General features: G+C 35.2%; 28 protein-coding genes, 2 tRNA genes and 1 pseudogene. 9 read left to right on the top strand and 22 right to left on the bottom strand.

Annotation, left to right across the window (positions count from 1 at the left end; genetic code table 11):
- Positions 1–182: 182 nt before the first annotated feature.
- The 5 genes from lptB to EGT34_RS18160 are packed head-to-tail and all read right to left on the bottom strand — an operon-like array spanning position 183 to position 3,567.
- Complete coding sequence (gene lptB / locus EGT34_RS18180) at positions 183–929, bottom strand: LPS export ABC transporter ATP-binding protein (RefSeq protein ID WP_001183458.1); 747 nt, start codon at positions 927–929, stop codon at positions 183–185.
- Positions 929–1,477, bottom strand: a complete 549-nt coding sequence (gene lptA, locus EGT34_RS18175) for a lipopolysaccharide transport periplasmic protein LptA (protein WP_000554244.1) — start codon at positions 1,475–1,477, stop codon at positions 929–931. The genes lptB and lptA overlap by 1 nt, the downstream gene beginning before the upstream one ends.
- Positions 1,461–2,009: an LPS export ABC transporter periplasmic protein LptC gene (gene lptC / locus EGT34_RS18170; RefSeq protein WP_000381220.1), complete on the bottom strand. Its 549-nt coding sequence runs from the start codon at positions 2,007–2,009 to the stop codon at positions 1,461–1,463. The genes lptA and lptC overlap by 17 nt, the downstream gene beginning before the upstream one ends.
- 37 nt (positions 2,010–2,046) lie before the next feature.
- Entirely contained in the window at positions 2,047–2,586 is a 540-nt protein-coding gene (locus EGT34_RS18165; RefSeq protein WP_000179337.1) for a KdsC family phosphatase, read from the bottom strand.
- A 3-nt stretch (positions 2,587–2,589) separates the two neighbouring features.
- Positions 2,590–3,567: a KpsF/GutQ family sugar-phosphate isomerase gene (locus tag EGT34_RS18160; RefSeq protein ID WP_001133556.1), complete on the bottom strand. Its 978-nt coding sequence runs from the start codon at positions 3,565–3,567 to the stop codon at positions 2,590–2,592.
- Positions 3,568–3,780: 213 nt separating this feature from the next.
- Here EGT34_RS18160 and cysS point away from each other — a divergent pair, with 213 nt between their 5' ends.
- Together cysS and EGT34_RS18150 are read left to right on the top strand one after the other, a co-directional pair.
- Positions 3,781–5,202 carry a cysteine--tRNA ligase gene (cysS, locus tag EGT34_RS18155; protein ID WP_001182274.1) on the top strand — a complete coding sequence of 474 codons (1,422 nt, stop codon included), beginning with the start codon at positions 3,781–3,783 and terminating at the stop codon, positions 5,200–5,202.
- 63 nt (positions 5,203–5,265) lie between these two features.
- Positions 5,266–5,341: transfer RNA gene (locus EGT34_RS18150), tRNA-Gly, on the top strand.
- Positions 5,342–5,701: 360 nt separating this feature from the next.
- Here the strand turns inward: EGT34_RS18150 and EGT34_RS18145 are convergent.
- The 5 genes and pseudogenes from EGT34_RS18145 to EGT34_RS18125 all read right to left on the bottom strand — a co-directional run bounded on the left by EGT34_RS18145 (position 5,702) and on the right by EGT34_RS18125 (position 8,911).
- Entirely contained in the window at positions 5,702–6,331 is a 630-nt protein-coding gene (locus EGT34_RS18145) for a hypothetical protein (protein WP_000248342.1), read from the bottom strand.
- A gap of 384 nt (positions 6,332–6,715) precedes the next feature.
- Complete coding sequence (locus EGT34_RS18140) at positions 6,716–7,309, bottom strand: DUF4142 domain-containing protein (RefSeq protein WP_000644342.1); 594 nt, start codon at positions 7,307–7,309, stop codon at positions 6,716–6,718.
- A gap of 522 nt (positions 7,310–7,831) precedes the next feature.
- Positions 7,832–7,978, bottom strand: a pseudogene (locus EGT34_RS18135) (putative peptidoglycan-binding domain-containing protein); the annotation flags it as partial.
- A 70-nt stretch (positions 7,979–8,048) separates the two neighbouring features.
- Positions 8,049–8,378, bottom strand: coding sequence for a hypothetical protein (locus tag EGT34_RS18130; RefSeq protein WP_001210983.1), 330 nt, complete (start codon positions 8,376–8,378; stop codon positions 8,049–8,051).
- Between the two features lie 86 nt (positions 8,379–8,464).
- Positions 8,465–8,911, bottom strand: a complete 447-nt coding sequence (locus EGT34_RS18125) for a winged helix-turn-helix transcriptional regulator (protein ID WP_000024017.1) — start codon at positions 8,909–8,911, stop codon at positions 8,465–8,467.
- Between the two features lie 111 nt (positions 8,912–9,022).
- Between EGT34_RS18125 and EGT34_RS18120 the strand changes: the two genes are divergently transcribed.
- A complete protein-coding gene (locus tag EGT34_RS18120; protein ID WP_000648031.1) occupies positions 9,023–10,237 on the top strand; it encodes an MFS transporter in 1,215 nt (404 codons plus the stop codon).
- On the opposite strand, the gene EGT34_RS18115 is transcribed toward EGT34_RS18120, so the two are convergent.
- The 3 genes from EGT34_RS18115 to EGT34_RS18105 all read right to left on the bottom strand — a co-directional run bounded on the left by EGT34_RS18115 (position 10,232) and on the right by EGT34_RS18105 (position 12,530).
- On the bottom strand, positions 10,232–11,338 hold the full coding sequence (locus EGT34_RS18115) for a minor capsid protein (protein ID WP_024437424.1): 1,107 nt from the start codon (positions 11,336–11,338) through the stop codon (positions 10,232–10,234). The genes EGT34_RS18120 and EGT34_RS18115 overlap by 6 nt on opposite strands.
- Positions 11,339–11,435: 97 nt before the next feature.
- Positions 11,436–11,780 carry a hypothetical protein gene (locus EGT34_RS18110; protein ID WP_001004679.1) on the bottom strand — a complete coding sequence of 115 codons (345 nt, stop codon included), beginning with the start codon at positions 11,778–11,780 and terminating at the stop codon, positions 11,436–11,438.
- A 291-nt stretch (positions 11,781–12,071) separates the two neighbouring features.
- Positions 12,072–12,530: a hypothetical protein gene (locus EGT34_RS18105; RefSeq protein ID WP_001127320.1), complete on the bottom strand. Its 459-nt coding sequence runs from the start codon at positions 12,528–12,530 to the stop codon at positions 12,072–12,074.
- A gap of 488 nt (positions 12,531–13,018) precedes the next feature.
- Between EGT34_RS18105 and EGT34_RS21065 the strand changes: the two genes are divergently transcribed.
- Complete coding sequence (locus tag EGT34_RS21065; protein ID WP_086241981.1) at positions 13,019–13,138, top strand: hypothetical protein; 120 nt, start codon at positions 13,019–13,021, stop codon at positions 13,136–13,138.
- 156 nt (positions 13,139–13,294) lie between these two features.
- Here EGT34_RS21065 and EGT34_RS18095 read toward each other — a convergent pair whose 3' ends face one another.
- From EGT34_RS18095 to EGT34_RS18085, 3 genes are all read right to left on the bottom strand, one after another.
- Positions 13,295–14,110 carry a pyrroline-5-carboxylate reductase family protein gene (locus EGT34_RS18095; RefSeq protein WP_000932373.1) on the bottom strand — a complete coding sequence of 272 codons (816 nt, stop codon included), beginning with the start codon at positions 14,108–14,110 and terminating at the stop codon, positions 13,295–13,297.
- A 279-nt stretch (positions 14,111–14,389) separates the two neighbouring features.
- Positions 14,390–14,614 carry a hypothetical protein gene (locus tag EGT34_RS18090; RefSeq protein WP_000350297.1) on the bottom strand — a complete coding sequence of 75 codons (225 nt, stop codon included), beginning with the start codon at positions 14,612–14,614 and terminating at the stop codon, positions 14,390–14,392.
- A 203-nt stretch (positions 14,615–14,817) separates the two neighbouring features.
- Complete coding sequence (locus EGT34_RS18085; protein WP_000072673.1) at positions 14,818–15,033, bottom strand: cold-shock protein; 216 nt, start codon at positions 15,031–15,033, stop codon at positions 14,818–14,820.
- 510 nt (positions 15,034–15,543) lie between these two features.
- On the opposite strand from EGT34_RS18085, the gene EGT34_RS18080 reads away from it, so the two are divergent.
- The gene (locus tag EGT34_RS18080) at positions 15,544–16,161 is read left to right on the top strand and encodes a LysE family translocator (protein ID WP_000015970.1); all 618 of its coding nucleotides are present in this window, start codon (positions 15,544–15,546) and stop codon (positions 16,159–16,161) included.
- Between the two features lie 66 nt (positions 16,162–16,227).
- On the opposite strand, the gene EGT34_RS18075 is transcribed toward EGT34_RS18080, so the two are convergent.
- Positions 16,228–16,773, bottom strand: a complete 546-nt coding sequence (locus tag EGT34_RS18075) for a glycoside hydrolase family 108 protein (protein WP_001019695.1) — start codon at positions 16,771–16,773, stop codon at positions 16,228–16,230.
- Between the two features lie 37 nt (positions 16,774–16,810).
- On the bottom strand, positions 16,811–17,200 hold the full coding sequence (locus EGT34_RS18070) for a hypothetical protein (RefSeq protein WP_000427183.1): 390 nt from the start codon (positions 17,198–17,200) through the stop codon (positions 16,811–16,813).
- Between the two features lie 600 nt (positions 17,201–17,800).
- Between EGT34_RS18070 and EGT34_RS18060 the strand changes: the two genes are divergently transcribed.
- Positions 17,801–18,472 (top strand): XRE family transcriptional regulator, encoded by a 672-nt coding sequence (locus tag EGT34_RS18060; RefSeq protein WP_001185373.1) that lies wholly within the window; start codon positions 17,801–17,803, stop codon positions 18,470–18,472.
- Between the two features lie 151 nt (positions 18,473–18,623).
- Here EGT34_RS18060 and EGT34_RS18055 read toward each other — a convergent pair whose 3' ends face one another.
- Both EGT34_RS18055 and EGT34_RS18050 read right to left on the bottom strand, forming a co-directional pair.
- Positions 18,624–18,857: a transposase gene (locus EGT34_RS18055; RefSeq protein WP_000636785.1), complete on the bottom strand. Its 234-nt coding sequence runs from the start codon at positions 18,855–18,857 to the stop codon at positions 18,624–18,626.
- A 173-nt stretch (positions 18,858–19,030) separates the two neighbouring features.
- Positions 19,031–19,107, bottom strand: a tRNA-Met gene (locus EGT34_RS18050).
- Positions 19,108–19,362: 255 nt separating this feature from the next.
- On the opposite strand from EGT34_RS18050, the gene xseA reads away from it, so the two are divergent.
- On the top strand, positions 19,363–20,625 hold the full coding sequence (gene xseA / locus EGT34_RS18045) for an exodeoxyribonuclease VII large subunit (protein ID WP_001283240.1): 1,263 nt from the start codon (positions 19,363–19,365) through the stop codon (positions 20,623–20,625).
- Entirely contained in the window at positions 20,618–20,812 is a 195-nt protein-coding gene (gene xseB, locus EGT34_RS18040) for an exodeoxyribonuclease VII small subunit (RefSeq protein ID WP_000998196.1), read from the top strand. The genes xseA and xseB overlap by 8 nt, the downstream gene beginning before the upstream one ends.
- A 224-nt stretch (positions 20,813–21,036) precedes the next feature.
- Here xseB and EGT34_RS18035 read toward each other — a convergent pair whose 3' ends face one another.
- Both EGT34_RS18035 and EGT34_RS18030 read right to left on the bottom strand, forming a co-directional pair.
- Complete coding sequence (locus tag EGT34_RS18035) at positions 21,037–21,261, bottom strand: hypothetical protein (RefSeq protein ID WP_000825869.1); 225 nt, start codon at positions 21,259–21,261, stop codon at positions 21,037–21,039.
- 50 nt (positions 21,262–21,311) lie between these two features.
- On the bottom strand, positions 21,312–21,905 hold the full coding sequence (locus EGT34_RS18030) for a LysE family translocator (protein ID WP_000253364.1): 594 nt from the start codon (positions 21,903–21,905) through the stop codon (positions 21,312–21,314).
- 440 nt (positions 21,906–22,345) lie between these two features.
- Here EGT34_RS18030 and EGT34_RS18020 point away from each other — a divergent pair, with 440 nt between their 5' ends.
- Complete coding sequence (locus tag EGT34_RS18020; RefSeq protein ID WP_000980495.1) at positions 22,346–22,675, top strand: hypothetical protein; 330 nt, start codon at positions 22,346–22,348, stop codon at positions 22,673–22,675.
- The last annotated feature ends 235 nt before the right edge of the window (positions 22,676–22,910 follow it).

The raw sequence follows: 22,910 nt of genomic DNA, 5'->3' as shown, positions 1-22,910 counted from the left end.
TCGTTTAAAAGCTTCTACATTCTACATAGTTTTTCACCTAAAGCAGCATAATTGATGGAATAAATCACACATTATTTTTTCATTAAATGATTGATATATGTATTTGTTTTTATTTATAAAATACTAAAAATTAAAAAAAGAGGCCTTGACCTCTTTTTAACCAAACAGATTAATGTCTTTAATTAAACTGTGAAATCATCACCTAAATAGACTTTACGTACCTGTTCATTGTCTAAAATTTCTTGTGGTGTGCCTTCGGCAATTACCGAGCCTTCACTTACAATATAAGCACGTTCACAAATTGCTAAAGTTTCACGAACATTGTGATCGGTAATGAGGACACCAATACCTCGATCCTTTAAGGTCTGGATAATATCTTTAATATCGCCCACTGAAATTGGGTCAACACCAGCGAACGGCTCATCCAAAAGCATAAATTTCGGATCTGCGGCCAAAGCACGTGCAATTTCTGCACGACGACGTTCACCACCAGATACACTCATTCCCAATGAATCTTTAATATGACTAATTTTAAAGTCATTTAATAACTCAGTAAGGCGCTGCTGACGTTGCTGTTTATTCAAATCTTTACGCGTCTCTAAGATCGACATAATATTTTCAGCAATCGTCAATTTTCTAAAGATAGAAGCTTCTTGAGGTAAATAACCAATACCCTTACGCGCACGTTCATGCATCGCTAGGTCTGACATATCCAAGTCATCAAGATGAATCTCACCTTTATCCATGCGCACTAGTCCAACTACCATATAGAAACTGGTGGTTTTTCCAGCACCGTTAGGACCAAGCAAACCAACAATCTGTCCACTTTGCATACTAAAAGAGACGTCTTTGACAACCCAACGCTTACTATAGTTTTTTGCTAAGTGTTTAATACACAAAGTTTGCGGTTGTTGAAGAGCTTGCTGCATTAGTCACGCGCTCCTGGGAAACTTTTTGAACTTGAAGGTGGAATAATGATTTGTACACGGTTTGAAGAAGAACCTTGAGCTTCAACATCACCCTTATTCATACTATATTTCAGGGTGTTACCGCGAATACTTGAACCATCTTGGTATAAATATGCACCGCCAGACAAGGTAATAATGCCTGTATCTGCATTATAAACAATCGTTTGTCCTTCACCGCGTGCGATACCTTTATCAGCACTTATTTGTTGCTGAAACTTAGACGGTCTACCTTTAGCAGTGATCGTTTGAATTTCACGTTTAGAGTTTAGCGTAGCAACAATTGAGTCAGCCTGAAGCTTCATGGTGCCCTGCTCAATCACGACATTACCCGTATAAGTCGTCAAACCGGTTTTCTCATTATAAGTTGCACGGTCTGCCACTAACGAAATTTGTTGATTACGGTCAGACGGCAAAGCAAAAGTCGAAGCAGATGATAAAGCAACGAATGTAATTACCGCAGCTTGTTTTAGGAAAGCTGAAGAACGTTTTAAATTAAGACTTTGGTGCATACTTTCCTCGAATATTAAAAAATTCGTACTGACCATTATTCAAATTGGCTTTTAGTCCTTTGCTCACAAACTCGCCTTGTGGAGACTGAACTGTCACTTGATGATTAGTTTCAATGTCTCTAGTTTTTGGATAACCAGTTAATTCATCGGTTTGAAACTCAATGGTTCCTTGCGGTGCCAACTTAGTGGCTACCACGTCACCCGATAACACAACCTTTTGATTATCATCATATCCATAAGCTTGTTTAGCAAAGAATGTTGCATCAACTTTACCTAATTTATACATAGTGGCATTGAGTTGATCCAACTTTGACGTTTTTTGTTGCATATCCTGTTCAAGCTGACGAACTTCAGCACGAATATACAAATTGCCTTTGTCATCAGTTTGAGTCAAATGGACGCCCTGCGCCGAATAAGTCATATTCTTCGCCGAACCAATGTCCAGTTTTTTTGCCTTGCCACTATAGTAGTAGTAACCACCACTCACAGCAGCAACCACTACAGCAACAATATATAAAACTCTGGTATCCATGAGCAGGAATAGCCTACCTTTTTAAGTAATCTTGTTATTAATGCGGTACTGCAAGATATTTTTCAAGAAGTTCTTGGTAAATGCCTTTTGCGATCAGCAACATATCACAAACTTCACGCACAGCTCCACGGCCACCCATCGCCTGTGTTACCAAATCCGCACGACGGCGCACTTCTTCATGTCCGTTTGGAACAGTAACACTCATTCCGGCAATGGCAAATGCTGAAAGATCCGGCCAATCATCACCCATATATAAGCAGTCTGAAGGCAGAATATTAAACTGTGCACACGCTTCACGTAGTGCCGAGCCTTTATCTTCACGGCCTTGGAAAACCAGATCGACGCCTAAATCGGACATGCGTTTTTCAACGATATTACTTTTTCGTCCAGTAATAATGATGACTTTCATACCCGCTTGTTGCGCAAGTTTCATACCCAAACCATCACGAATGTCGAATGATTTAATTTCATCGCCCGTGTTGGTTAATGTCACAAAACCATCACTTAAAATACCATCAACATCCAGAACCAATGCCTGCAAATGACGTGCTTGTTCTAACAATGCATACGATGCCATTGATTAATTCACCCCTGCCTGAATAAGGTCATGCATACTAATTACACCAATCACTTTGTTCTGGTCATCGACTACTACAAACTGACTGATTTTTTTCTGGTTAAGTTGTTGTAAAGCTTCTACAGCTCGTGCTTCTTGAGAGATCGTTGACGGTTTCTTTGTCATCACTTCAGACACAGGTAAATTTACATCAAACCCTTGCTGTTTATCGATGAGACGACGTAAATCCCCATCTGTAAAAATACCAAGTAGATGGTCTTGTTCATCAACAATTGTTGTCAAGCCTAAACGCTTATTTGAGATCTCGTAAAGTACTTGATTCATTGGTGTATCAGGTGAAACTTTTGGTAACTCTTCGCCTGTATGCATTAAATGTTTTACATGTAACAGTAAACGCTTACCCAACGCACCTGCCGGATGCGAACGAGCAAAGTCATCAGCAGTAAAACCACGAGCTTCAAGTAAAGCAACTGCTAAAGCATCGCCTAAAACCAAAGTCGCTGTCGTACTTGAAGTAGGCGCTAAACCTAAAGGGCATGCTTCGTCAGACTCACCCAGAGTTAAAGCAATATCTGCATTTTGCGGCATTGGGCCTTTATCATCACGACTAATCGTAATAAGAGGTACACCAAGATGCTTAATGAGTGGCATCAACATCATGATTTCATCGCTTTTTCCCGAGTTGGAAATTGCAATAAGTACATCGCCACGAACCAGCATTCCTAAATCGCCATGCCCTGCTTCGCCAGGATGCATAAAGAAAGACGGCGTGCCTGTCGAAGCAAATGTCGCTGCCATTTTTCGGCCAATATGTCCAGATTTACCCATACCCGTGATCACAACACGACCTTTGCATTGTAATAATATTTCACAAGCACGATTAAAACGGTCATCAATTTGTGTTGCTAATACATCTATGGCTTGTTGCTCAATGCGCAATGTCGCTAATGCACTGCTTTGGAAATCTGTAGGATTAGGCATACGAGTTTGACTCAAAATAATTGATCTGATCTCTGGTTGAGATCGGTGATTTTAATCAAAAGATTTGGGGGCATTCTAGCATAACTCAATCAGTTACACGTTTTTAAATGTATAAGATTTCACAAGCTTATAAAATTCATGCATAAAACTTTGTTAAAAATGATGCATCAGTTATGATGTAACACTATTTTTGTTGAGTGTTTGAAAACCCTTATGCAACCGTTTGTTTTATATAACTCTGAGCAACGAAAAAAAGTTGAATTTGTACCTCGCAAAGAAGGTCACATCGATATGTACGTCTGCGGTATGACCGTTTACGACTACTGTCATATCGGGCATGCTCGAGTTATGGTTGCATTTGACTACATTATCCGTTTTTTGCGTAGTCAAGGCTGGAAAGTCCGCTACATTCGCAACATTACCGATATTGATGACAAAATCATCAAACGTGCGAATGAGAATGGTGAAACAATCCAACAGCTCACCACGCGTTTCATCGATGCCATGAATGAAGATGCAGCGAACTTAGGCTGTTTAGCACCAGATGAAGCACCTAAAGCGACTGAATATATCGACCAGATGCAAAATATGATTGGCAATCTGGTGAATAAAGGCGCTGCTTACCCTGCTTCAAACGGTGATGTTTATTTTGAAGTCACCAAATTTGAAAAATATGGTCGTCTCTCTGGCCGTAAGCTTGATGACATGCAAGCTGGTGCAAGTGAGCGTGTTGATGTAGAAGTTGAAAAGAAACATCCTTTTGACTTTGTGCTTTGGAAACATGCAAAAGAAAATGAACCATCTTGGGCGTCCCCTTGGGGTAATGGCCGTCCGGGTTGGCACATTGAATGTTCTGCAATGTCGACTTGCTGCCTAGGCAATCACTTTGACATTCATGGTGGCGGTTCAGATTTAATGTTCCCGCACCATGAAAATGAAATTGCGCAAAGTGAAGCTTCGACTGGTGAGAAATATGTAAACTACTGGATGCATGTTGGTTTTATTAACGTTGATGGTGAAAAAATGTCTAAGTCTTTAGGCAACTTCTTTACGATTCGTGACGTAATGGAGAAATTCCACCCTGAAGTGATCCGCTACTTTATTGTGTCTTCACACTATCGTAGCCCTGTGAACTTCTCTGATGTAGCACTTAAAGAGGCAAAAACTTCTTTAACTCGTTTCTATCATTCATTTAAAGCTTATCAACAAGTGTACGGTCAAACGACAACTGAAACGCTTGATCAAAGCTTTATTGAACGCTTTAACAATGCAATGTGTGACGATTTCAATACTGCCGAAGCAATGGCTGTATTGTTTGAACTGAACAAAGAGTTAAACCGTGCTGTAAAAGAAGAGCAAGCTGACCAAGCGACTGTGCTTTATTCGACATTACGTCACCTCACCAACATTTTAGGTTTGGTACAACACAATGTAGACGATTTCTTAAAATCAGATATTGGACAAGATGCACTTGCTTTGTCTGATGCTGAAATTGAAGATTTCATTCAACAACGTGTTGATGCGAAAAAAGCAAAAGACTTTGCTAAAGCAGATAGTATTCGTCAGTCTTTACTTGAACAAGGCGTAGTTCTTGAAGATACACGTCAAGGTACAGTTTGGCGTCGTGCTGATTAAACGTTCAATTAGATCACAAGAGTGTTGACACTTTAATGAAACACTCTATAATGTGCTCACATTGCGGGAATAGCTCAGTTGGTAGAGCATAACCTTGCCAAGGTTGGGGTCGCGAGTTCGAGTCTCGTTTCCCGCTCCAAAATTCAAAAACCACTTAATTCGAAAGAATTAGGTGGTTTTTTTATTGGCTGTTGATTAGCTTTGACTACTCAAAATAGTCAAAATTCGCATTAAAAAATGCTTTATATTTCCGTGCCCCTTTTGAACAGTACTATCAAGAAGAAGGCAGAAAAATGAATAGTGCCCGCTTAATTGTTCAAATACTTAAATGCCTAAAGAAAAAAGAATAATGAAAATATAATTAATATTTTATGATTAAACCCATCATTAAGTTTTTATTGATATTGAAATTAAAAATGGCTTAAAATTAAAAATTAGGTTAAAAGTATATTATCGCAAAGTCTCCCCCATTGAGGAGACTTTCTAAGTATTAAATGACTTAAGGATGAATTTTTTTCAATCCATCTTCTACAGCAAATTTAGCGTCCTCCCACTGTAAGCGTGAACTGCCTTTAACTTGTTCCCATTTAGTTTTCAATTTAGATTCAACCTCGGAAAAATTAATTTCTGCATTATTATCTACACGATTTTCATAACCTAAACGATAAGCCGCCCGATAATCACGATCATATTCTAGATTCTTGTTTTCAGTATAATATGGCATTTTTTTATAGTTTTCTCGCCAATAATTATCTTCTTCTTGCCAGTCATTACTATCATCTTTTTGATTATTTGTTTGAGCTATATCATTACCTGCTATTGCCCCTACCACACCACCAATAATCCCCCCAACAACAGCACCTGGAGGGCCACCAACAACACCAAATGCAGCACCTACCGCCGCTCCTCCCAAGGTTCCTGCACCTGTAGCAACCAAATTCTCTCCCCCTTCATTCATATTGGGTACATGATTGTTATTAGTCGGTGGAGAGTTTAAATCTGGACGAGCATTATCAATTGGGGATGAAATGTCTTGTAATGGCTTGCTATTTGATACATTACCATTAGAAGGTGGCTCTTTTTGAGTCGTATGATTACCAACTGAATTTGATTGTTTTGTATTTACCATTTTCTTACTCCCTATATTTTAAAATCTAGTGTCTTTCAAAAGAGCTAGAATATTAAAAGAACTTTTGAAGTATGCTTGACAATTATTATTATAATTCACCTTTAGGTTAGTTATGTTTCATAAATACCCCTATTAAGTAAGGAGATGTTATTCATTAAAGAAATTATTTCTCATCAATAAAAATTCTTATTCAAATAATCTTCACAATTATATCATCCTTTATCCAATAATCATTATATTTCGCTAGATTAAACATTACCTACAACATTCTAGTTTTACACTACCCTGCAGGAAATTATGATTTTATGTATATGCAATTTAAAAAGCCTAGTTAATTAATGCTAGGCTTTTTAAATGTATTTTTTAAAAGATAATAATTATATATTATTTCATATTTTTAAATATATCTTCAGCTGCTTTTAGGTGTTTCGCAACAGCATCACGTGTTTGTACGAGCATATTTTTTAATTCAGAACTTTTCGTGTTTGGTATTAACTGCTTATCAATTATCGTTAAAACTTTACGGTGAACTTTAACTTGACTCATCATATAATTTTTATCAGTATCTGATGTTATTTGATTAAGCTTACTAACAATTTTATCACTATCATTTTGCAATGATTTACTAAGATTACTGGTTTGTGAAATCAACTGTAACCGACTTGCCAATGCTTGTGCATTTTTTTCATTGGCTGAATGTTCTTTAATCATCATTTCAGCATATTTCTTAGCTTCATCCATTTTTAATTTTGGTAATGCAGTTTTTGCCTGCTTAATTTCACCATTATTAGCTGTACTTAATATCTTGAAAATTTGACTATCAGTCAAATTTTCATGGTTTTCATTTAATATTTTAGAGTGATTCTTCCCATCATTTATAGTTTGTTGATTTGCTGCCATAATCTCAAATGCACTGAAGCTTAAAACACCACTAATTGCGATACAGCTAATAATTTTCTTCGTTAAAATAGCTTTCATACCAATATCCTTTAACTTAATTCATGAGTATTTCTACCTATGGGTAGCTTTTTCACATTTCCAACCTATATCCCTACTTGTAAATTCAAGGTTGGGATTATTTATTCATTATTTCAATCAACCATATTTATACCGCTCGTTGAATATTCTTCGCAAAGGGTAAATAGCTTATTTAAAGTAGATGATATAAATTTAATAATGAATCATGCCTCTGTATCCAATCTTATTAATGTAAATATAAAATATATATAATTTTAAAAAACATTAACTTAAAAAAATTTTTATTTTTTATTTTTACGAAAATAACAATAAAGCTCGTTATATTAACTTATAGATACTAAAGCTAAAATTAAATATATTTAAAGAAAATTTAAACCAATTTAACTTATTCACCCATCTATAAAAAAGCGTTCTCCTGAAGACTTTAATTCACACACTGCACACAAACAGTGACATGCACTTTTGTAGATATCGTATGAGCTGTGCAACCTGAAAGTAGAATACACAGCGAAATCAGAACCTTCATAGTGAAACGCGGTTAGCGATCCAACCATAAAAGAATTGCTCTTGGGTAGGATTTCGTTCACAGATTTCAATGTAACGTTGGCCTTGCATGATATTAAGAACTCGAACTAATACCTTCCCTCCTTCTTTACCGCACTTAGCCAGTGTTAGTGAAGAGGTAAGTAAGAAATAAAGTTCTATCTTCCAACCTAAGCTAGCCATTTCCCCCTAACACTCACATATTTTTAGCTAATTCTTTTGCCAAACATTGTTCATGCCAAGTGGTTTGAAAATTTTCAACAGCTTTTGATTTGATAAGAGGGTCTTCAAATAGCTTTGAAGAATATGCAGATTTGATAAGTTCTTGATAAAGTTGTTTAGCTTGTTGCTCTTCAAGATGATTGGCGATGTCATGTAACTCTTTAGCTGGCACTTCATGTTGTCTAGCATCCATCACGCCACTCGCTGCTTTTTTCACAGTTTCACAGTAATGAAGCTCCATCGCTTCAGATGCTGCATAACATTGAATTGAAATTGCGCTTATAAAGAGGAATATAAATCTCATAATCTCACCTTAATTTGACGCGCAAGGTTAGCAATTAATCTCCCAAAATTTAAGTTAAAAAAGGTTAATTTTTCTATTCTCTTATTTTATTTCACCTTTTGCACTTGAGTATCAGAGGCTTTTAGCACTTTTCCATCTGCTGTGACTGGTGCCATAAATGGAATTTGCTGACCTGTATTTTTATCAATTAACAGAGAATGGCGCTCACCACTTTCGAATAAGTTGTGTTCTCCCCATTGACGTAGAGCAACAATCACAGGAAATAAACTCTCCCCTTTAGGGGTTAGCACATATTCCTGATAAGCCGTACCATCTGAGGCATCTTGCATTTCAAAAACACCAACATCCACCAACTTTTTCAGCCGGTCAGAAAGAATATTTCGTGCAACGCCTAAGCTCCGCTGGAAATCTCCAAAACGGCGCATTCCATCAAAAGCATCACGCACAATAAGCAGTGACCAGCGATCTCCTATGAGATTGACACAGCGTGCAACAGGACAAGGCTCATCTTTTAATAATGTAGAGTTAGCCATTGAGTTTCCTTACCAATAATCAGTAACAAGATATCTAGTTGCATTTTAAAACCAGTCAATCTAATATTCAACCAGTTGCATTTTAAAACTAGATTGAATGGATTTAGGATAATGAAAGCTTCTCTTGTATCTTCAACGTCTCCAGTAGATAACAATAAAACGCATTCGAACCTACCTCGTAGCATAGTTTTACTATTTGCTATAGCAAGTGGTGCAAGCGTAGCAAATGTCTATTATGCACAGCCTTTGCTCGACATCTTGGCGAGTGACTTTAATGTTAGCCATGCCGCCATTGGTGGTGTGGTTACAGCCACTCAAATAGGTTGTGCACTTGCCCTCGTGTTTTTAGTGCCGTTAGGTGATCTTATAAATCGGCGTCGGTTAATGACACTGCAACTACTGGCTTTAATATCTGCATTGCTAATGGTTGCCTTTGCCCACTCTACAATTGTTCTTTTGACAGGAATGCTTGCGGTAGGTCTACTCGGCACAGCCATGACACAAGGACTTATTGCCTATGCTGCAAGTGCTGCGGCCCCATATGAGCAAGGGCATGTGGTTGGTACTGCACAGAGTGGTGTATTCATTGGGTTACTGCTTGCCCGTGTATTTTCAGGAGGAATAAGTGATATAGCGGGTTGGCGCGGCGTGTACTTTTGCGCAGCCATCATCATGCTCATGATTGCATTGACGCTTTGGAGGCGACTCCCTCATTTAAATGTTCAGCCTGTTACCATGCGCTACCCGCAACTTCTAGCTTCTATGTTAAAGCTACTGCGCCAAGAAAAAGTCCTACAGGTACGCGGCGTATTAGCTTTACTCATGTTCGCGGCATTTAATATTTTCTGGAGCGCATTGGTACTACCGTTAAGTGCACCACCCTATAACTTTTCACATACTGTAATTGGGTCTTTTGGACTGTTCGGTGTAATCGGTGCTCTAGCCGCCACTCGTGCTGGCCAATGGGCCGACCGCGGATATGCTCAGCGCACAAGCTTGGCAGCACTGTTAATATTGCTGCTCGCATGGTGGCCGCTTTCACTCATGGCCTACTCACTTTGGGCGCTGGTGATTGGCATAGTATTGCTCGACTTAGGTGGACAAGCCCTGCATGTGACCAACCAGAGTATGATTTTTCGTACTCGCCCAGAAGCGCATAGTCGGCTTGTGGGTCTATACATGCTCTTTTATGCAATAGGTAGTGGACTGGGTGCAATCAGCACAACAGCGACTTATGCTTATGCAGGATGGCTCGGTGTATGTAGTCTAGGCGCATGTGTGAGTTTATTGGCATTATTATTTTGGTGGAGAACGATGAAGCTATAACCCAAGTATTTTAAAAGTTCGCTCATCTAATTCTCTCAATTCATCCAAAGTATAGAGCCGCCCCTTTGGATCAAAAAATTTATCAAAATCAAATTGCCCTTCTTTATATAACTTATAACGTTTAGGGCCTAACCATTCTTTTTGGAAAAAATTATCGGTCAGGTTAAAAAATTCTTTGAAGGAAATATTTGCATCTATTTGACCCATTAACTGAGTCCGCTCATCTTTAGGAATATCTCGTACTTTCCTCTCATCCATAACGAAAGATCGGTTTCCAATAAGCCTTCCATCCTTACTTACGGGGACCAGAATACTTCGGCAATTCGGATGCAAAGGTGGCACTCTTTTCGCCGGGTCATTCAGTTTCCAAATAGAACCATCAACGGCTGCACAGATTTTAGAAGTCCTGCCATCTAAAACACTCACGAACCTTACATATTCAAAATTAAAATTTTTGAAGTTATATAAATAGATCTGATTTGATATATGGCTACGTAGCGTTCTAATAATTCTTTCAATATCGATTTTGGTACTGTTGAGCAATCCATCTTCGTACTTAAGGCGTTTTGTACCCGTAATACGTTTGATGATTTGCTGAGGCGTCATCCCGGTATTCATACCATCCCGAATAGCATATTCAATGCGTTGAAGGGCATTTTCACCAATTTGAGCTAAGGATTCATCAACCAAGGCACCGCCAGCCAAAGGCACTCGTTTTATTGACTGATAAAGCTGCTCTCCCTCTAAATTTTTAATAACCTTACCAAATATTTTGGCCATATAGTTTGACTCATATATAGCCAAAGCAGTTGCCGAATGAGTAAACATTTCCGGTAAAACTGTGCTAATTGAATTAAACCAGTTCGAAATAACAAGTTGAATGTTTTTTAGATGCTGAGTTGTATACTCACCACCAGCAAGAGCAAACCTCTCAGTTTCATTCAGCTCTTTCATTAAATCGCCTAACCGATCAAGCATATCCATCGTTTCACTATTAAAAAACTTATAAAGTTCATTTACCGATCGCGATGATGCTCGGTAGAGATAAGCTTGATGCTGGGTAAAAACATCAAAAAGTGATTTTTCAGTAATATTCTTCATGTAAGTTACCTCTACAAAGGTGCACTTTATTTTCCTTTTTATATCGCTGTTCTATAAAATTTATTAATAGTTTTGAGTAGTTAAAAAGTTTATAAAGCTAATTAAAATAGTACTTTTGTTTTACGAACTTTTTTTGCACACTAATATTTCTAATAAAATTAGTGAGCCACAAAATAAACTCATCTCTATACTCAAAACGAGGAAGTAGACTTAAGTCAACTTTTATCTCTCTTTCAGAAAGAGGCTTAGTTAAACATTCTTCAAAATCAATTTTGGTATATTTTAACTGTAAATCATTTTGTTCGGCTTCTTTTCTAATTTCTGCCATCACTCTATTGAGATTGGTTACAGGATTATCCGTAATCTGGTACTTTTCATACATATTTTCGTATACATTTTCGGCAATATCTAAATATTTAATGAGTTCAGCATTCTCATTCATCTCTTCATCATCCTATTTTTTTGGAAATTATGTACCAGTAAATGTTTCTATACGTAATTTAAGATTATTTTTATGTGAAAAATATTTTAATAAAAATAACAATATAATCTCCAACTTATTATTTTTTATATCATTATTAATTCTTTATAAAACATTTCCATATTTACTGACATTTTTGATAAGTTTTATATGCTGATCATTTAAACTGGTTAAATAAAAAACCGCCCCAGAAGGCGGTAGCTGAATATTATCAGCCAGATATAGAAGTAAGGTGGACAAATACTTCTATATTTAAGAGGATATTTTATTATTTTTAATGAAATCCTCAGATTTAAAGTAGTTAATAATCATCTCGGCATTTTCTTCTTTGCTTGGTTCAGCAGCCACAGGAATTTCGGCTTGATCAATTTTAAAGCCTTTTGGAATATAGTTTGAAATTGGAGGAAGCTTCTCTTTCCCTCCAATTGTCATTCGCTCAATAAAGCCTGCAAGCCACAAAATGAATTCATCTTCATTTTTAAACTTGGGCATAAGACTTAAATCAATATGTACTGATTTTTCTTTATTAAATTGATTTAAGCATTCTTCAAAATTTATAAAATTGTACTTAAGTTTGAACTCAGTACCTTTAATTGCTTTGCGAATCAAGCTAATTAAACAGTTTAAATTTTGAATCGTATCTTCAGTAAATAAATTATCTTTTTTAATTTCCTTATATACTTTATCTGCTATAGCTAAATACTTTGGCATTTCTTCCTCCTCAATATTCTTATAAACAATTGAAAATAAAAAAAATTCATCTTCTGATTATGATGAATTAATTGTAATTGAGTGAAAACAAATTAGATTTCAATGTAAAGATTACCGATATTATGTAAAATCGCACCATAACGGACCCCAAAAAAATTAAGATTGTGTTAACTGATCCGCATTTTTATTTAATAATTTTAACTAATTAGAAATGTTTTCTTTCAATTGTAAATGATTATTTTTCACACAACATGAGTAATAAATTATCATTAAAAAACAATGTAGAAATAATTTTTATAAGTACCTTTCATGCTTCTAGATTCACCATACTTTAGTCTTTTTTCAGTCATAAATTTGAAGAAAAACTTAATTAAAGATGAGGTTATAACACCTACCCATCTGTTATATTTTTTTGAAAAAATTCTGTATCTATGATTACACCTTGCCTTTCTTCATGATAGTAACTATCTAGACACGAGGTAGCTAACATGAGTTTTTTAAGAAAGAAAAATAAAGCTAGTTTTGTACTATTTATTATTACCCTCTATTCAATGCTAGGGTTCGGCTTAGGTTTTATTATTTGGGAGTATCTCCTACAAATTCCATAACTTGAGCTAATAATTGATTTTTAAAGTAGCCGTTTTGATGGTTCTTTGAAAGATAATGTTTGCTTTACCTTTATACGGCTAAACCATGGTGGTTAAAAAAATACCTTCCAAATATAAGGTGTTAATATTTGGAAGGCACTTTGTAATCAGCTAAAGCTAGTGTCTCGTAATTTCTGCATTAATTTCTAAGCTTATTTCTTTACTACGATGGTAAGCTGCTTTTAAAGCCAGCCGAATATCATCAGAGAGGTTGCCTAATTCAAACATTCGTAATGCAGACTCTGTAATACCATTCGCTAATGTGACCTTGCCACATAACTCACTAGGCTGAACATTACTTTTACGAACCATTTCTACAGCGCCTGATGCAGCTTGAAGTATTAGATCTAAAGCAAATTGCTTATCTAGCCCCATAGACACCCCTGTTTTCACCATACTGTCGAGAATATAGAAGAAGTAAGCTGGTCCTGAACCCGATAAAGCAATAATCGCATCACTTTGGGATTCTGAATTTGCCCAATAGGTTCGCCCTGTTGCTGAGTAAATTGTTTCTATCACTTCTTTATCTAAAGGCTCTAAATAGTCTGAACCAATTAACACATGAGTACCTGTATAGGTTAATACAGGGGGATTAGAAATGACTCTGATAATTTTTTTTGAACCCGTAATACTCATTAATTGTTGAATATTAACTCCGGCCATCATCGACACAATGGTTTTATCAGCTAACCATTTTTTTAAGGGCGCCAGTATAGCCTTTAAGTCTTTTGGGTCTAGTAATAGAACAACTATATCTGCCTTTTTCACCTCATGTTGCTTTTGCTTTAGAATGATTTGATTCTCAAATTTGACTTCCTCTATTAGATTAATTTTTTCTCTTTGAAAGCCTTTTAAAACTAAACCTCCAATTAAAGCTAAAGACAAATTACTGCTACCAATGAAGCAAATATTAGGCTGTACTATATTCAACATTTAGAATTATTTCCTTCCTTTAGATATACTACAAAAAGAAATATTATTTATGACGTAAGTCATGCACCGTTAAGACAAGAAAAATTTAATAAATTTTCATGAATGTTAAGTTTAATTTTACAACGATTTTAAATTCTGAGCTAAGATTACTCTTTACTTATGACTTTATGAATAACAAATTAATCTAAATTGTTAAAAATATGTAATTAAAAATAATTTTTAGCTTATCTCATTAAAGAAATAGACTTACCAGACTTAAAGTATTTAATTAAAATTTACTTAATAACAACTTTGCTCTTTTTTAAAGAAACTTTCAGCTATTCTGGAGGCTTCTTGAAAATTGATTTCATTACACACCCAAAATGATAAAAGCTTTCCATCCAAATGGAAATATTGCTTGTGATACTCCGTTACATCATCTGAATGAGGATTTCCTATAGAGAAATAATTTTCATTATTCTTTCTTACTTTACCGTTTAAAATACCGCCAATACAAATATCCATTTTTATACCAGTTATAAAGTCAACTTATACAACACAATTCTAATTTCTATATTATATAAAACAAATAATCAACTTATTTAATTATCCATATAAAAAACCCACAAAGGAAGAAGTGGGTTTTTTAACTATATTGATGATTAGAGCCGTTTAATTGAGCAAATCACTACAGATCAAATCGTCTAAAATCATCAAATTACTTTAGTTTAAGCATTCGTCACAATTGTGATATTCGAAGCTTGTGGGCCTTTTTTACCCTGTGTTACAGTAAACTGAACACGCTGACCTTCTAAAAGAACTTTAAAGCCTTGTGTTTGAATCTCAGAAAAATGTGCAAAAACATCTTTACCTTCATCAGTTTGAATAAAACCGAAACCTTTAGTTTCATTAAACCATTTTACTGTACCAGTAGTATTAGACATAAATTAATCCTAACTTTTAAAAACATTATCATTTATTATTGGGCAAACCAATAGAACTAAAAAATACACATTCTACTTAAATATCTAAAAATATACGGAGGATTATAAATAAAACTGCGAAAAGAGAGACTTTGGGTAACATGAATATTTTTGTAGTTAGTGTCGACTATACACGCTTCTTAACGAATTGCAATCGATATCTTGATTAATTCATTTCTTATTGAATACGAAGGTATCAAATTTTAACTTTCTAACTGATTTTCAATGATATTTAAATATAGTTTTCTAACACTGTATCTATATATTAATTAAACATATTTAATGCTTTTTAAAGCATTGGATTTTTAATTTTCAAATAATTTAAAAATAAGATTGTGTAGGAACTTTCAAATATTATCCTATTAATTTACTTTTTTATAAATTATACATACTTGTCTGTATACATAATTCCTATTCTGCTTTAAAGTAGACATGCAATTAACATATTGATGATAAACAGGAAGTATCAACGTGAGCGGTCTTTTAGTTTTTATAACCATTGCTTTTCTTACTTTATCAAGCCCAGGCCCAGGCGTTTTATTTACAGTAACAAATTCAATAAATTATGGTGTGAGGACAGCTTTATTTGGTATTAGTGGTTTAATTATTGGTATGTTTATTATCGCCGTGATTTCTGCAAGCGGTGTCGGACTTATTATTACTAGCAACCCTACTATCTTCACTGCTTTAAAATTTATTGGGGCCTTTTACTTAATGTACTTAGGTTATAAAAATTTTATTAAAAAATCCCCAACTCAAGACTTATTAGAAACTGAACATAATGAAAAAGGGATAAAAAAATCAAAGCTTTTCTATCAAGGGTTGTTTGCCTCACTACTTAATCCCAAAACAATTGTCTTTTTTATTGCCCTTTTCCCACAGTTTATTGATATTAAAAAAGAAATATTAAATCAGTTTTTGGTTTTATCTTTAACATTCTGCTTGATCGGATTTTTAATTCATTTAGTTTATGCCAACTTTTCCTCAATATTCAAAGAGAAGATGCTTGCCGGAAATAATTTTTCTAAGCTCAATAAAGTCAGTGGTTGTATATTTTTTCTTTTAGCAATTTTACTTATTACTCAATAAAACTATTTTATGAAAGTGAGCCAACTTGTAAGGCTATAACTCAATAGCTTTAGCAAGTTGGCTTTTTTATAAGCTGATACGATTAGCAAGCCATCCATAAAAGAATTGCTCATGCTTCGGATTTGTTTCCGTAATTTCAATATAGCGCTGGCCTTGCATAATATTAAGAAGCCGTACCAGCACTTTTTCACCTTCCTTACCACGGTTTTTAATATATTTTATTAAAGCCTGCAAAGTGGCTGGCCCATATTCACCATCTACCTTAAGGTCTACCCAGCCTTCTTTGCCCTGCCTATTCAATAAATTTAATGCACGTTGTAAAAGTGGTTTTGTGAAACTAATACCACAATTCACACCCGTGTCGAATAACTCTTCAGCAACAAGTACGCTGATCAAATTAACTTGATCAAATCGCGGCTCAAGCCAATATTGATTCCTATAAATTTCTCTGGCTGTCTCTAAGGTTAAATTCTCCATTGTACCTTGATAACCATAACTACGAGCAACGGCTTGTGTAATTCCAAATTTAGTCGCATGCCCATGATCAAGTGGATCATTTACATAGCCACCTTCGCGTTTTATTAGTGCATCTAAATATTGCTCAATATTCATAAGAGTTGTCCTCATCTTTATTAGGGCCAAACAGCTATTAGCTTTGGATATCATCTTTCGCTTTTTTTAGATCTTTCATGACTTCAACAATGGTTTTTCCTTCTTGTTTATTAATGAAATTAAATATCCACCTCACAATTGCCCAACCAGGTAAGCCACAAATAAAGAAGAATCCACCTAAAGTGATCATTCCCCATATATCTGTCACCCACTCATGTAAATTCCATTTCATGATAATGAATGAGCCACCAGTCAAGCTTGAAACAACCGTACAAATCAAACCAACGATCCATTCTTGAGGTGAACGTGGAAAGCGCATAATTAAAACTACTGCAACAACTAAGCTCACTGCTAAAACCACCATCATGACAGTGCCATAGAGATTAAAAGCGGCAGCTAGCCCATTTGAAGTTAAAAAATTTTCCATAATTTAATCCTGCCTAAAGCGTAATTTTTTGAAAAATAATCATGGCTACTGCTTTGTTATTTTTCATATTTTTATATCTAACTCTGCTATGTACACAGATTTAATCTAGTCGATCTTGTTCTTTTTAAACCGCTATGAATGACATAAGCCTCAGTAAAACTACACCGCTAGATAACCTCTCTTTTTTGACCAAAAAGTTGAGATAACAGGTTGCCGTATATCGGAAACTTTTGTGACGCATTAAATTCTTTGTTAGATTCTTCATGTTCTTGATACCCTTTATCGACGAACATTAAGCCTGATCCACGGAATCGGGCTTTTTTTATTCCATTTCTTGTTTTTAATAGTCGGTACAAACCACTCATCGACTATCGCCATTTTTATATTCTGTCGTCCAGTGAGGCAGAATAATCGTTACTTTCTTAATAAGGTATTGATAAAATTAAGAAATCAATTTCAAATAAAATATTATTTTCGTTCTATCAATATGTCCTCATAACTGATATTATAACTATAGTTATTATTAGTCAATAACTATAGTTGTTTTACTAAATATAACTTAAGTTATATATTTGTTATAAGTTAGCTGGTGCGATCATTATGGCTCTTAAAGACCGTTTAAAAGATTCAAGGATTAAAGCTAAAAAAACACAGGCAGAGGTTGCTGAAGCAGTAAAGATGTCTCAGCCTGCTTATCAAGCTTTAGAATCGGGGAAGAATTTAAAATCTGCTTTTCTTCCACTCATTGCACAGTTTTTAGGTGTAGATGCTTATTGGCTTACTACAGGAAACTCAGAAGACTCTTTTAGAGAAAGTGATGTATTTAGTCCTACTGTTGTGAGTAACGATGCAGCAGACCAATATGTCTGGATCGAAGTAGTGGAAGCGAGTTTTTCTTGCGGTACAGGCGAATCAATTGAATTTCATTTTGATGCAATTAACGGAAAAATTCCTTTCCCCGCTTCATTCTTTAAAGAAAAACGTGTTGCTCAGGAATGCATGCGTATTATCAAAGCTAAGGGCGATAGTATGACCGATTACATCAAAGATGGTGATCTGGTCGGTATTGATATTTCTCAAACAGAAGTAATTGATGGTGAAATCTATGCCGTTTATTTTGCTGGTGAAGGCATGATTAAACAAATTTTTAAAGAGGCAGATGGTTCTTTAATTTTGCATAGTTTAAATGAAAAATTTAGGGACCGACGTGTCACCGAAGAGAACGGTAAAAACTTTAAGGTCATGGGGCGTCAGTTCTGGAGAGCAGGCTAATTTAGTTATTAAATATAACTAAAATAATAATAAGAGCTTTTTAATCACTTTCGTCTTTTTATAACTTTAATTATTTAGCTTTCTTCTCGATATAAAAAAACCTATCTCCTTTAAAAGAGATAGGTTTTTTTGCTTTATTACCATGATTTTATCAACAATATGTATTTAAACGATAAAGTTGATTAAACCCAGCATAAAAGCTTTTTCCGTCTTGGTTTAACTCAATTTCTTCACCAGTTTGAAGCTGAATTTTCTTTCCAACCTCAACCCAACGATAACCATCAAGCGAGTTTTGCTTACGGACGTGAGGAACAATCCTCACATTAATTTCATTGCCATTTACGGCTGTGGCGATTTGCCACTCATTTACTATATTCACAATCATTCACTCATCACTGAGCTCATGTGATTTAACGGTATTTAATTAGAACGCTAGATTTAAGGTATGGACAATTCGTCTAGAATTTAATATTTAGCTTTATATAGGGTTATTTATAAGCTAATTGCTTTCCATGATTTCGTATCATGAAAAGTAGTACATCACAGAGCATAATATTTTGGATGCGGGGGTCGGATTTGAACCAACGACCTTCGGGTTATGAGCCCGACGAGCTACCAGACTGCTCCACCCCGCAATTGGAAGTAAGCTTTATACGCTTATATATTTTATAAAGCAAACTTTATTTTTTAATCGGTTGTAATTATTAAGAATTATCTTTTTATTAATTTTTCTTTTTATCCGCTCAAATTAAATAAGCCCCCTCAATTTCAATTTTAATGCTCTAAATTGTTGTATTTATTTTAAACAGAACCCGTTATTCATAGACAACAATTGCCATGCTTGGGTAGCTTTTATACTATCTAGTTTCAACCCATCATTTATAGTTTATATGTCTGATCCTCAGCTCTCTCTTAGTGAATATCTCGGTACAGTGCAGGAAGTCATACGCCTGACTTTTGACGAGCCTGTATGGGTGAGAGCGGAAATTCGGAATTTAAATGTTAAAGGTGGACATTATTATTTAGAGCTTGCAGAAAAAGATGCTGACACCGACAAGGTCATTGCAAGCTGTAAAGCGACTATCTGGAAGTTTTCAGCAAGTAAAATTGTTCTCAAGTTTGAACGTGAAACAGGTATTGAGTTAGCTAGTGATTTAAACGTTTTAATCAAAATTAGAGCGCGTTTCGATCCGCAATATGGATTTTCAGTCAATATTGAAGAAATAGACTCAAGTTTTACACTTGGAGAAATTGCAAAACGTTATCAACAAATTGTAGAACGTTTAACTCAAGAAGGGTTAATACATAAGAACAAACTTCTCCCTACTCCTTTTGATATACAAAATGTATTAGTTATTGCTCCTCAAAATGCTGCGGGTTTAGGTGACTTTAAAAAGGATGCGGATGCTCTTGAGCGAAATAGGGTTTGTCATTTTGTTTATCAAAGTGCGACCTTTCAGGGAAATACGGCTGCCGTCAGTCTTATGGAGTCGTTGGCAACAGGTTTAAAACAATGGGCAAATAATTTTAACTTTCCACCCGACCTGATTGTAATTATTCGCGGGGGTGGCGCTGTAAATGATTTAGCTTATTTAAATGATTATGAGCTTGCCGCTCTCCTCTGTAAACGCAGCGTGCCGATTTGGGTCGGTATTGGACATGAAAAAGATCGTACTATCCTTGACGAGATTGCACATCGTTCGTTTGACACTCCAAGTAAAGTGATTGCGGGTATTCGCAACCATATTGTTGAACGTGTACAAGAAGCTGTGGACAGCCTGCAAACAATCAAACTCTTGTCTCAACATCAAATTACGACCTATCAAAGTAAGAGTGATCAATATCTACAACATATTAAATCCTCTGCCCAAGCTCAGCTTAATTCAGCTCACCAGTTCCTTGAGCAGATGAAGGAACGCATTCAATTTGTTTCACAGCAACAAGTTAAATTTTCTTTGTCGCAAACTGAATCCCTTATGCGAGAAATTCTTTTGCAAAACCCCAAGCAAATTCAAGCAAAAGGTTATGCAATTGTAAGATCAGAAGGCAAAGCAATTCGTTCTATTCACCAAATCACTAGCTCTACCATTACTGTTGATATGCAAGATGGAGCAATTAACGCTAATATTACCGAGGTAATTCCAAATGAATGATAAAGAACTGACTTTTAAAGAAGGTCATGACATTTTAAAGCGAAATGCCGAATTACTTGAATCTCAGGAAAGCCCGGATATTGATAATTTGATGAAGATTGTTGAAGAATCTATTGGTGCTTATAAAGCTTGCAAATCTCGCATTGAAGCAGTCCAGCAAGCTTTAGATGAAACTTTTAAAGAATAAATTTCCATAAAAAAAGCCCATTTCTACTTCTCATTGAAGAAATGGGCTTAGTGAACACCACTTAGTCCTGAAATACAAAAATGTGGATTAGGTCACATTTTTGCAAAAACATAGTCCCATAAGGACCCCTTGGTGTTCAAGATTTTAATTGTGTCTATACGTTAGTTTGCTTTTATTTTAAGCAACACTAAAACAGATGAAAAAATCAACTTTTCTTCGCCCCTCTATAATTCATCTTCATTAAACGGGCCAACTAATTTATAAATTTTTCCATCTTTTGGGTTTTCATAGAGTAAATCCATATTCGGTAGAATAATATCGTCATCAATTTCGATATGCTCTACACTTTTATACAGCTCTAATTTCTGATCGTTCGCAGGCCTAACCTTTGCTAAAGCAATACTTTCTTGGTCAAACTGATCTTTAATAACGACTTTTAATCTCTTCATGAAAAAACTCCTGTATATTAAATTTTTTAATATAAATTAATTTGTTAGGTCTAAAATGAGCTAATCGCTGAATAGCCGATTGGCATGGCGAAAAAAGTTAAAATAAATGCAGCAATACGTTGTAAATTACGTTGATTTAACCAAGTGACTTTATTTGAGATTAATACTGTTCCAAACATAATCCATAAAAAAGCAATTGGGGTAATTAAAGATAAAAAGACAACAATGTGAATAAAATATAAATGAGGAATTTCCCACGCTGCATGTGGAAAAATTGCTGAAGCAAAAAGTAAAGCTTTCGGATTTAAAAGTGTCGCAAGAAACAAAGCTTTTGGCGTAATAAGCGGTCGGTCTAACTTAATATCTTCAGACGATGTCATCCAGAGTTTAAAAGCAAGATAGAGTATAAAGCCCGCACTTATCAGCTTTAATATGGCTGGAAGCCATGGAATGAAATGAGACACCGATTCAAGTAAAACACCCCATGAGGTAATTGCGATCAGGTAACCTATTACCTCTGCCGGAATCAACTTAAGAGAATGCTTTACCCCTGCTTGTATGCCAGCCGAGGCTAATAATGTATTTGTTGGTCCTGGAGTCAACAAAATAGTGACTACAAGTCCAATAAATAAAAATGACACCATAGGCAAAAAACTCTATTGATTACGCTAGGCGAAATATGTCAAAAACACTCCTGTATTGTCGACAAAATCGTTGTAACAAGAAATATTACAAATATTTTTAATTTTTTAAAATCAAATCATTAATAGAAAATGAACTCAAGCTTCACAATAAATTGTTTAATTTTAAATTTGCAAAATACGTCACATAAATTTAAAAAAACCAAATTTAAGTTAAAAATAGACTTAATTTATCTATAAAAATGAAGTGGTTATTTTTGTATCTTTTTTAGACGAATTCTCACGTTTTTCATCCCACAAAAAAGAAAAATTACAGAGCTTGAAATTACCAAATTGATCAATATATATACACATGAAAATCGTGATTTTACTGAATAGATGTATCGTTCCCATCAATTCATTGATCGCCGCTTTCATCGAATTAAATAGTTGATGGAGGATGCATGATGAATGCTTATGTACGCCCTCATCCCGATGGTTTTAAATCTTATTTAGGAAAGGATCAGAAAACCGGCCTCTATACAGTACGGGTTGGTTGGACAGTATATGAAACCAATGCCAATGGTTCTGTTTTGTATATTGTTAAAGAGGAAAGTAAGATTCCACTGGATGTAGAAAAGTTTAAAACTGACCGACCTAAAATCTATGATGCACTTTTAAATGAAGTGCAATTTCAACGCAGAAAACAATTGGCTATTGATCTTCAAAAGTCCAATATTCCCTCTTATGATCGTAAAGCCTACAAAAAGCGCCGCGGCTTTACAGGTTCTTAATTTAATCCACCCATAGTCAAGTCATACAGAAAAAGCACCCGTGGGTGCTTTTTCTTTATCGACCAGTTGCAATTAATACAAACAAGCTCAGTATTAAAGTGCTTAATGATCGTTTGCAGTGTACGTGGACTTCATGCTCAGCTCCGTGAGCGTACTGTTCTATGTTTTCCATTACGTGTGCCCTTAAAGTTCACACTAATAATTTGCCTAATTTTCATACATTAAAAAATTAGCC

Source organism: Acinetobacter sp. FDAARGOS_558 (assembly GCF_003937785.1).
In the GTDB taxonomy this organism is placed as follows: Bacteria; Pseudomonadota; Gammaproteobacteria; order Pseudomonadales; family Moraxellaceae; genus Acinetobacter; species Acinetobacter baumannii.
This window is presented reverse-complemented; position numbering and strand designations above follow the sequence as displayed.

Coding starts and splice junctions, on each gene's coding strand:
- EGT34_RS21065 (WP_086241981.1), top strand. CDS start 13,019: ATGAGTTTTTTAAGAAAGAAAAATAAAGCTAGTTTTGTACTATTTATT.
- cysS (WP_001182274.1), top strand. CDS start 3,781: ATGCAACCGTTTGTTTTATATAACTCTGAGCAACGAAAAAAAGTTGAA.
- EGT34_RS18070 (WP_000427183.1), bottom strand. CDS start 17,200: ATGGAAAATTTTTTAACTTCAAATGGGCTAGCTGCCGCTTTTAATCTC.
- EGT34_RS18110 (WP_001004679.1), bottom strand. CDS start 11,780: ATGAATGAGAATGCTGAACTCATTAAATATTTAGATATTGCCGAAAAT.
- EGT34_RS18125 (WP_000024017.1), bottom strand. CDS start 8,911: ATGGCTAACTCTACATTATTAAAAGATGAGCCTTGTCCTGTTGCACGC.
- EGT34_RS18115 (WP_024437424.1), bottom strand. CDS start 11,338: ATGAAGAATATTACTGAAAAATCACTTTTTGATGTTTTTACCCAGCAT.
- lptA (WP_000554244.1), bottom strand. CDS start 1,477: ATGCACCAAAGTCTTAATTTAAAACGTTCTTCAGCTTTCCTAAAACAA.
- EGT34_RS18090 (WP_000350297.1), bottom strand. CDS start 14,614: ATGGATATTTGTATTGGCGGTATTTTAAACGGTAAAGTAAGAAAGAAT.
- lptB (WP_001183458.1), bottom strand. CDS start 929: ATGCAGCAAGCTCTTCAACAACCGCAAACTTTGTGTATTAAACACTTA.
- EGT34_RS18165 (WP_000179337.1), bottom strand. CDS start 2,586: ATGGCATCGTATGCATTGTTAGAACAAGCACGTCATTTGCAGGCATTG.
- EGT34_RS18095 (WP_000932373.1), bottom strand. CDS start 14,110: ATGTTGAATATAGTACAGCCTAATATTTGCTTCATTGGTAGCAGTAAT.
- EGT34_RS18020 (WP_000980495.1), top strand. CDS start 22,346: ATGATGAATGCTTATGTACGCCCTCATCCCGATGGTTTTAAATCTTAT.
- EGT34_RS18105 (WP_001127320.1), bottom strand. CDS start 12,530: ATGCCAAAGTATTTAGCTATAGCAGATAAAGTATATAAGGAAATTAAA.
- EGT34_RS18130 (WP_001210983.1), bottom strand. CDS start 8,378: ATGAGATTTATATTCCTCTTTATAAGCGCAATTTCAATTCAATGTTAT.
- EGT34_RS18085 (WP_000072673.1), bottom strand. CDS start 15,033: ATGTCTAATACTACTGGTACAGTAAAATGGTTTAATGAAACTAAAGGT.
- xseB (WP_000998196.1), top strand. CDS start 20,618: ATGAATGATAAAGAACTGACTTTTAAAGAAGGTCATGACATTTTAAAG.
- EGT34_RS18120 (WP_000648031.1), top strand. CDS start 9,023: ATGAAAGCTTCTCTTGTATCTTCAACGTCTCCAGTAGATAACAATAAA.
- xseA (WP_001283240.1), top strand. CDS start 19,363: ATGTCTGATCCTCAGCTCTCTCTTAGTGAATATCTCGGTACAGTGCAG.
- EGT34_RS18060 (WP_001185373.1), top strand. CDS start 17,801: ATGGCTCTTAAAGACCGTTTAAAAGATTCAAGGATTAAAGCTAAAAAA.
- EGT34_RS18030 (WP_000253364.1), bottom strand. CDS start 21,905: ATGGTGTCATTTTTATTTATTGGACTTGTAGTCACTATTTTGTTGACT.
- EGT34_RS18035 (WP_000825869.1), bottom strand. CDS start 21,261: ATGAAGAGATTAAAAGTCGTTATTAAAGATCAGTTTGACCAAGAAAGT.
- EGT34_RS18075 (WP_001019695.1), bottom strand. CDS start 16,773: ATGAATATTGAGCAATATTTAGATGCACTAATAAAACGCGAAGGTGGC.
- lptC (WP_000381220.1), bottom strand. CDS start 2,009: ATGGATACCAGAGTTTTATATATTGTTGCTGTAGTGGTTGCTGCTGTG.
- EGT34_RS18140 (WP_000644342.1), bottom strand. CDS start 7,309: ATGAAAGCTATTTTAACGAAGAAAATTATTAGCTGTATCGCAATTAGT.
- EGT34_RS18145 (WP_000248342.1), bottom strand. CDS start 6,331: ATGGTAAATACAAAACAATCAAATTCAGTTGGTAATCATACGACTCAA.
- EGT34_RS18160 (WP_001133556.1), bottom strand. CDS start 3,567: ATGCCTAATCCTACAGATTTCCAAAGCAGTGCATTAGCGACATTGCGC.
- EGT34_RS18055 (WP_000636785.1), bottom strand. CDS start 18,857: ATGATTGTGAATATAGTAAATGAGTGGCAAATCGCCACAGCCGTAAAT.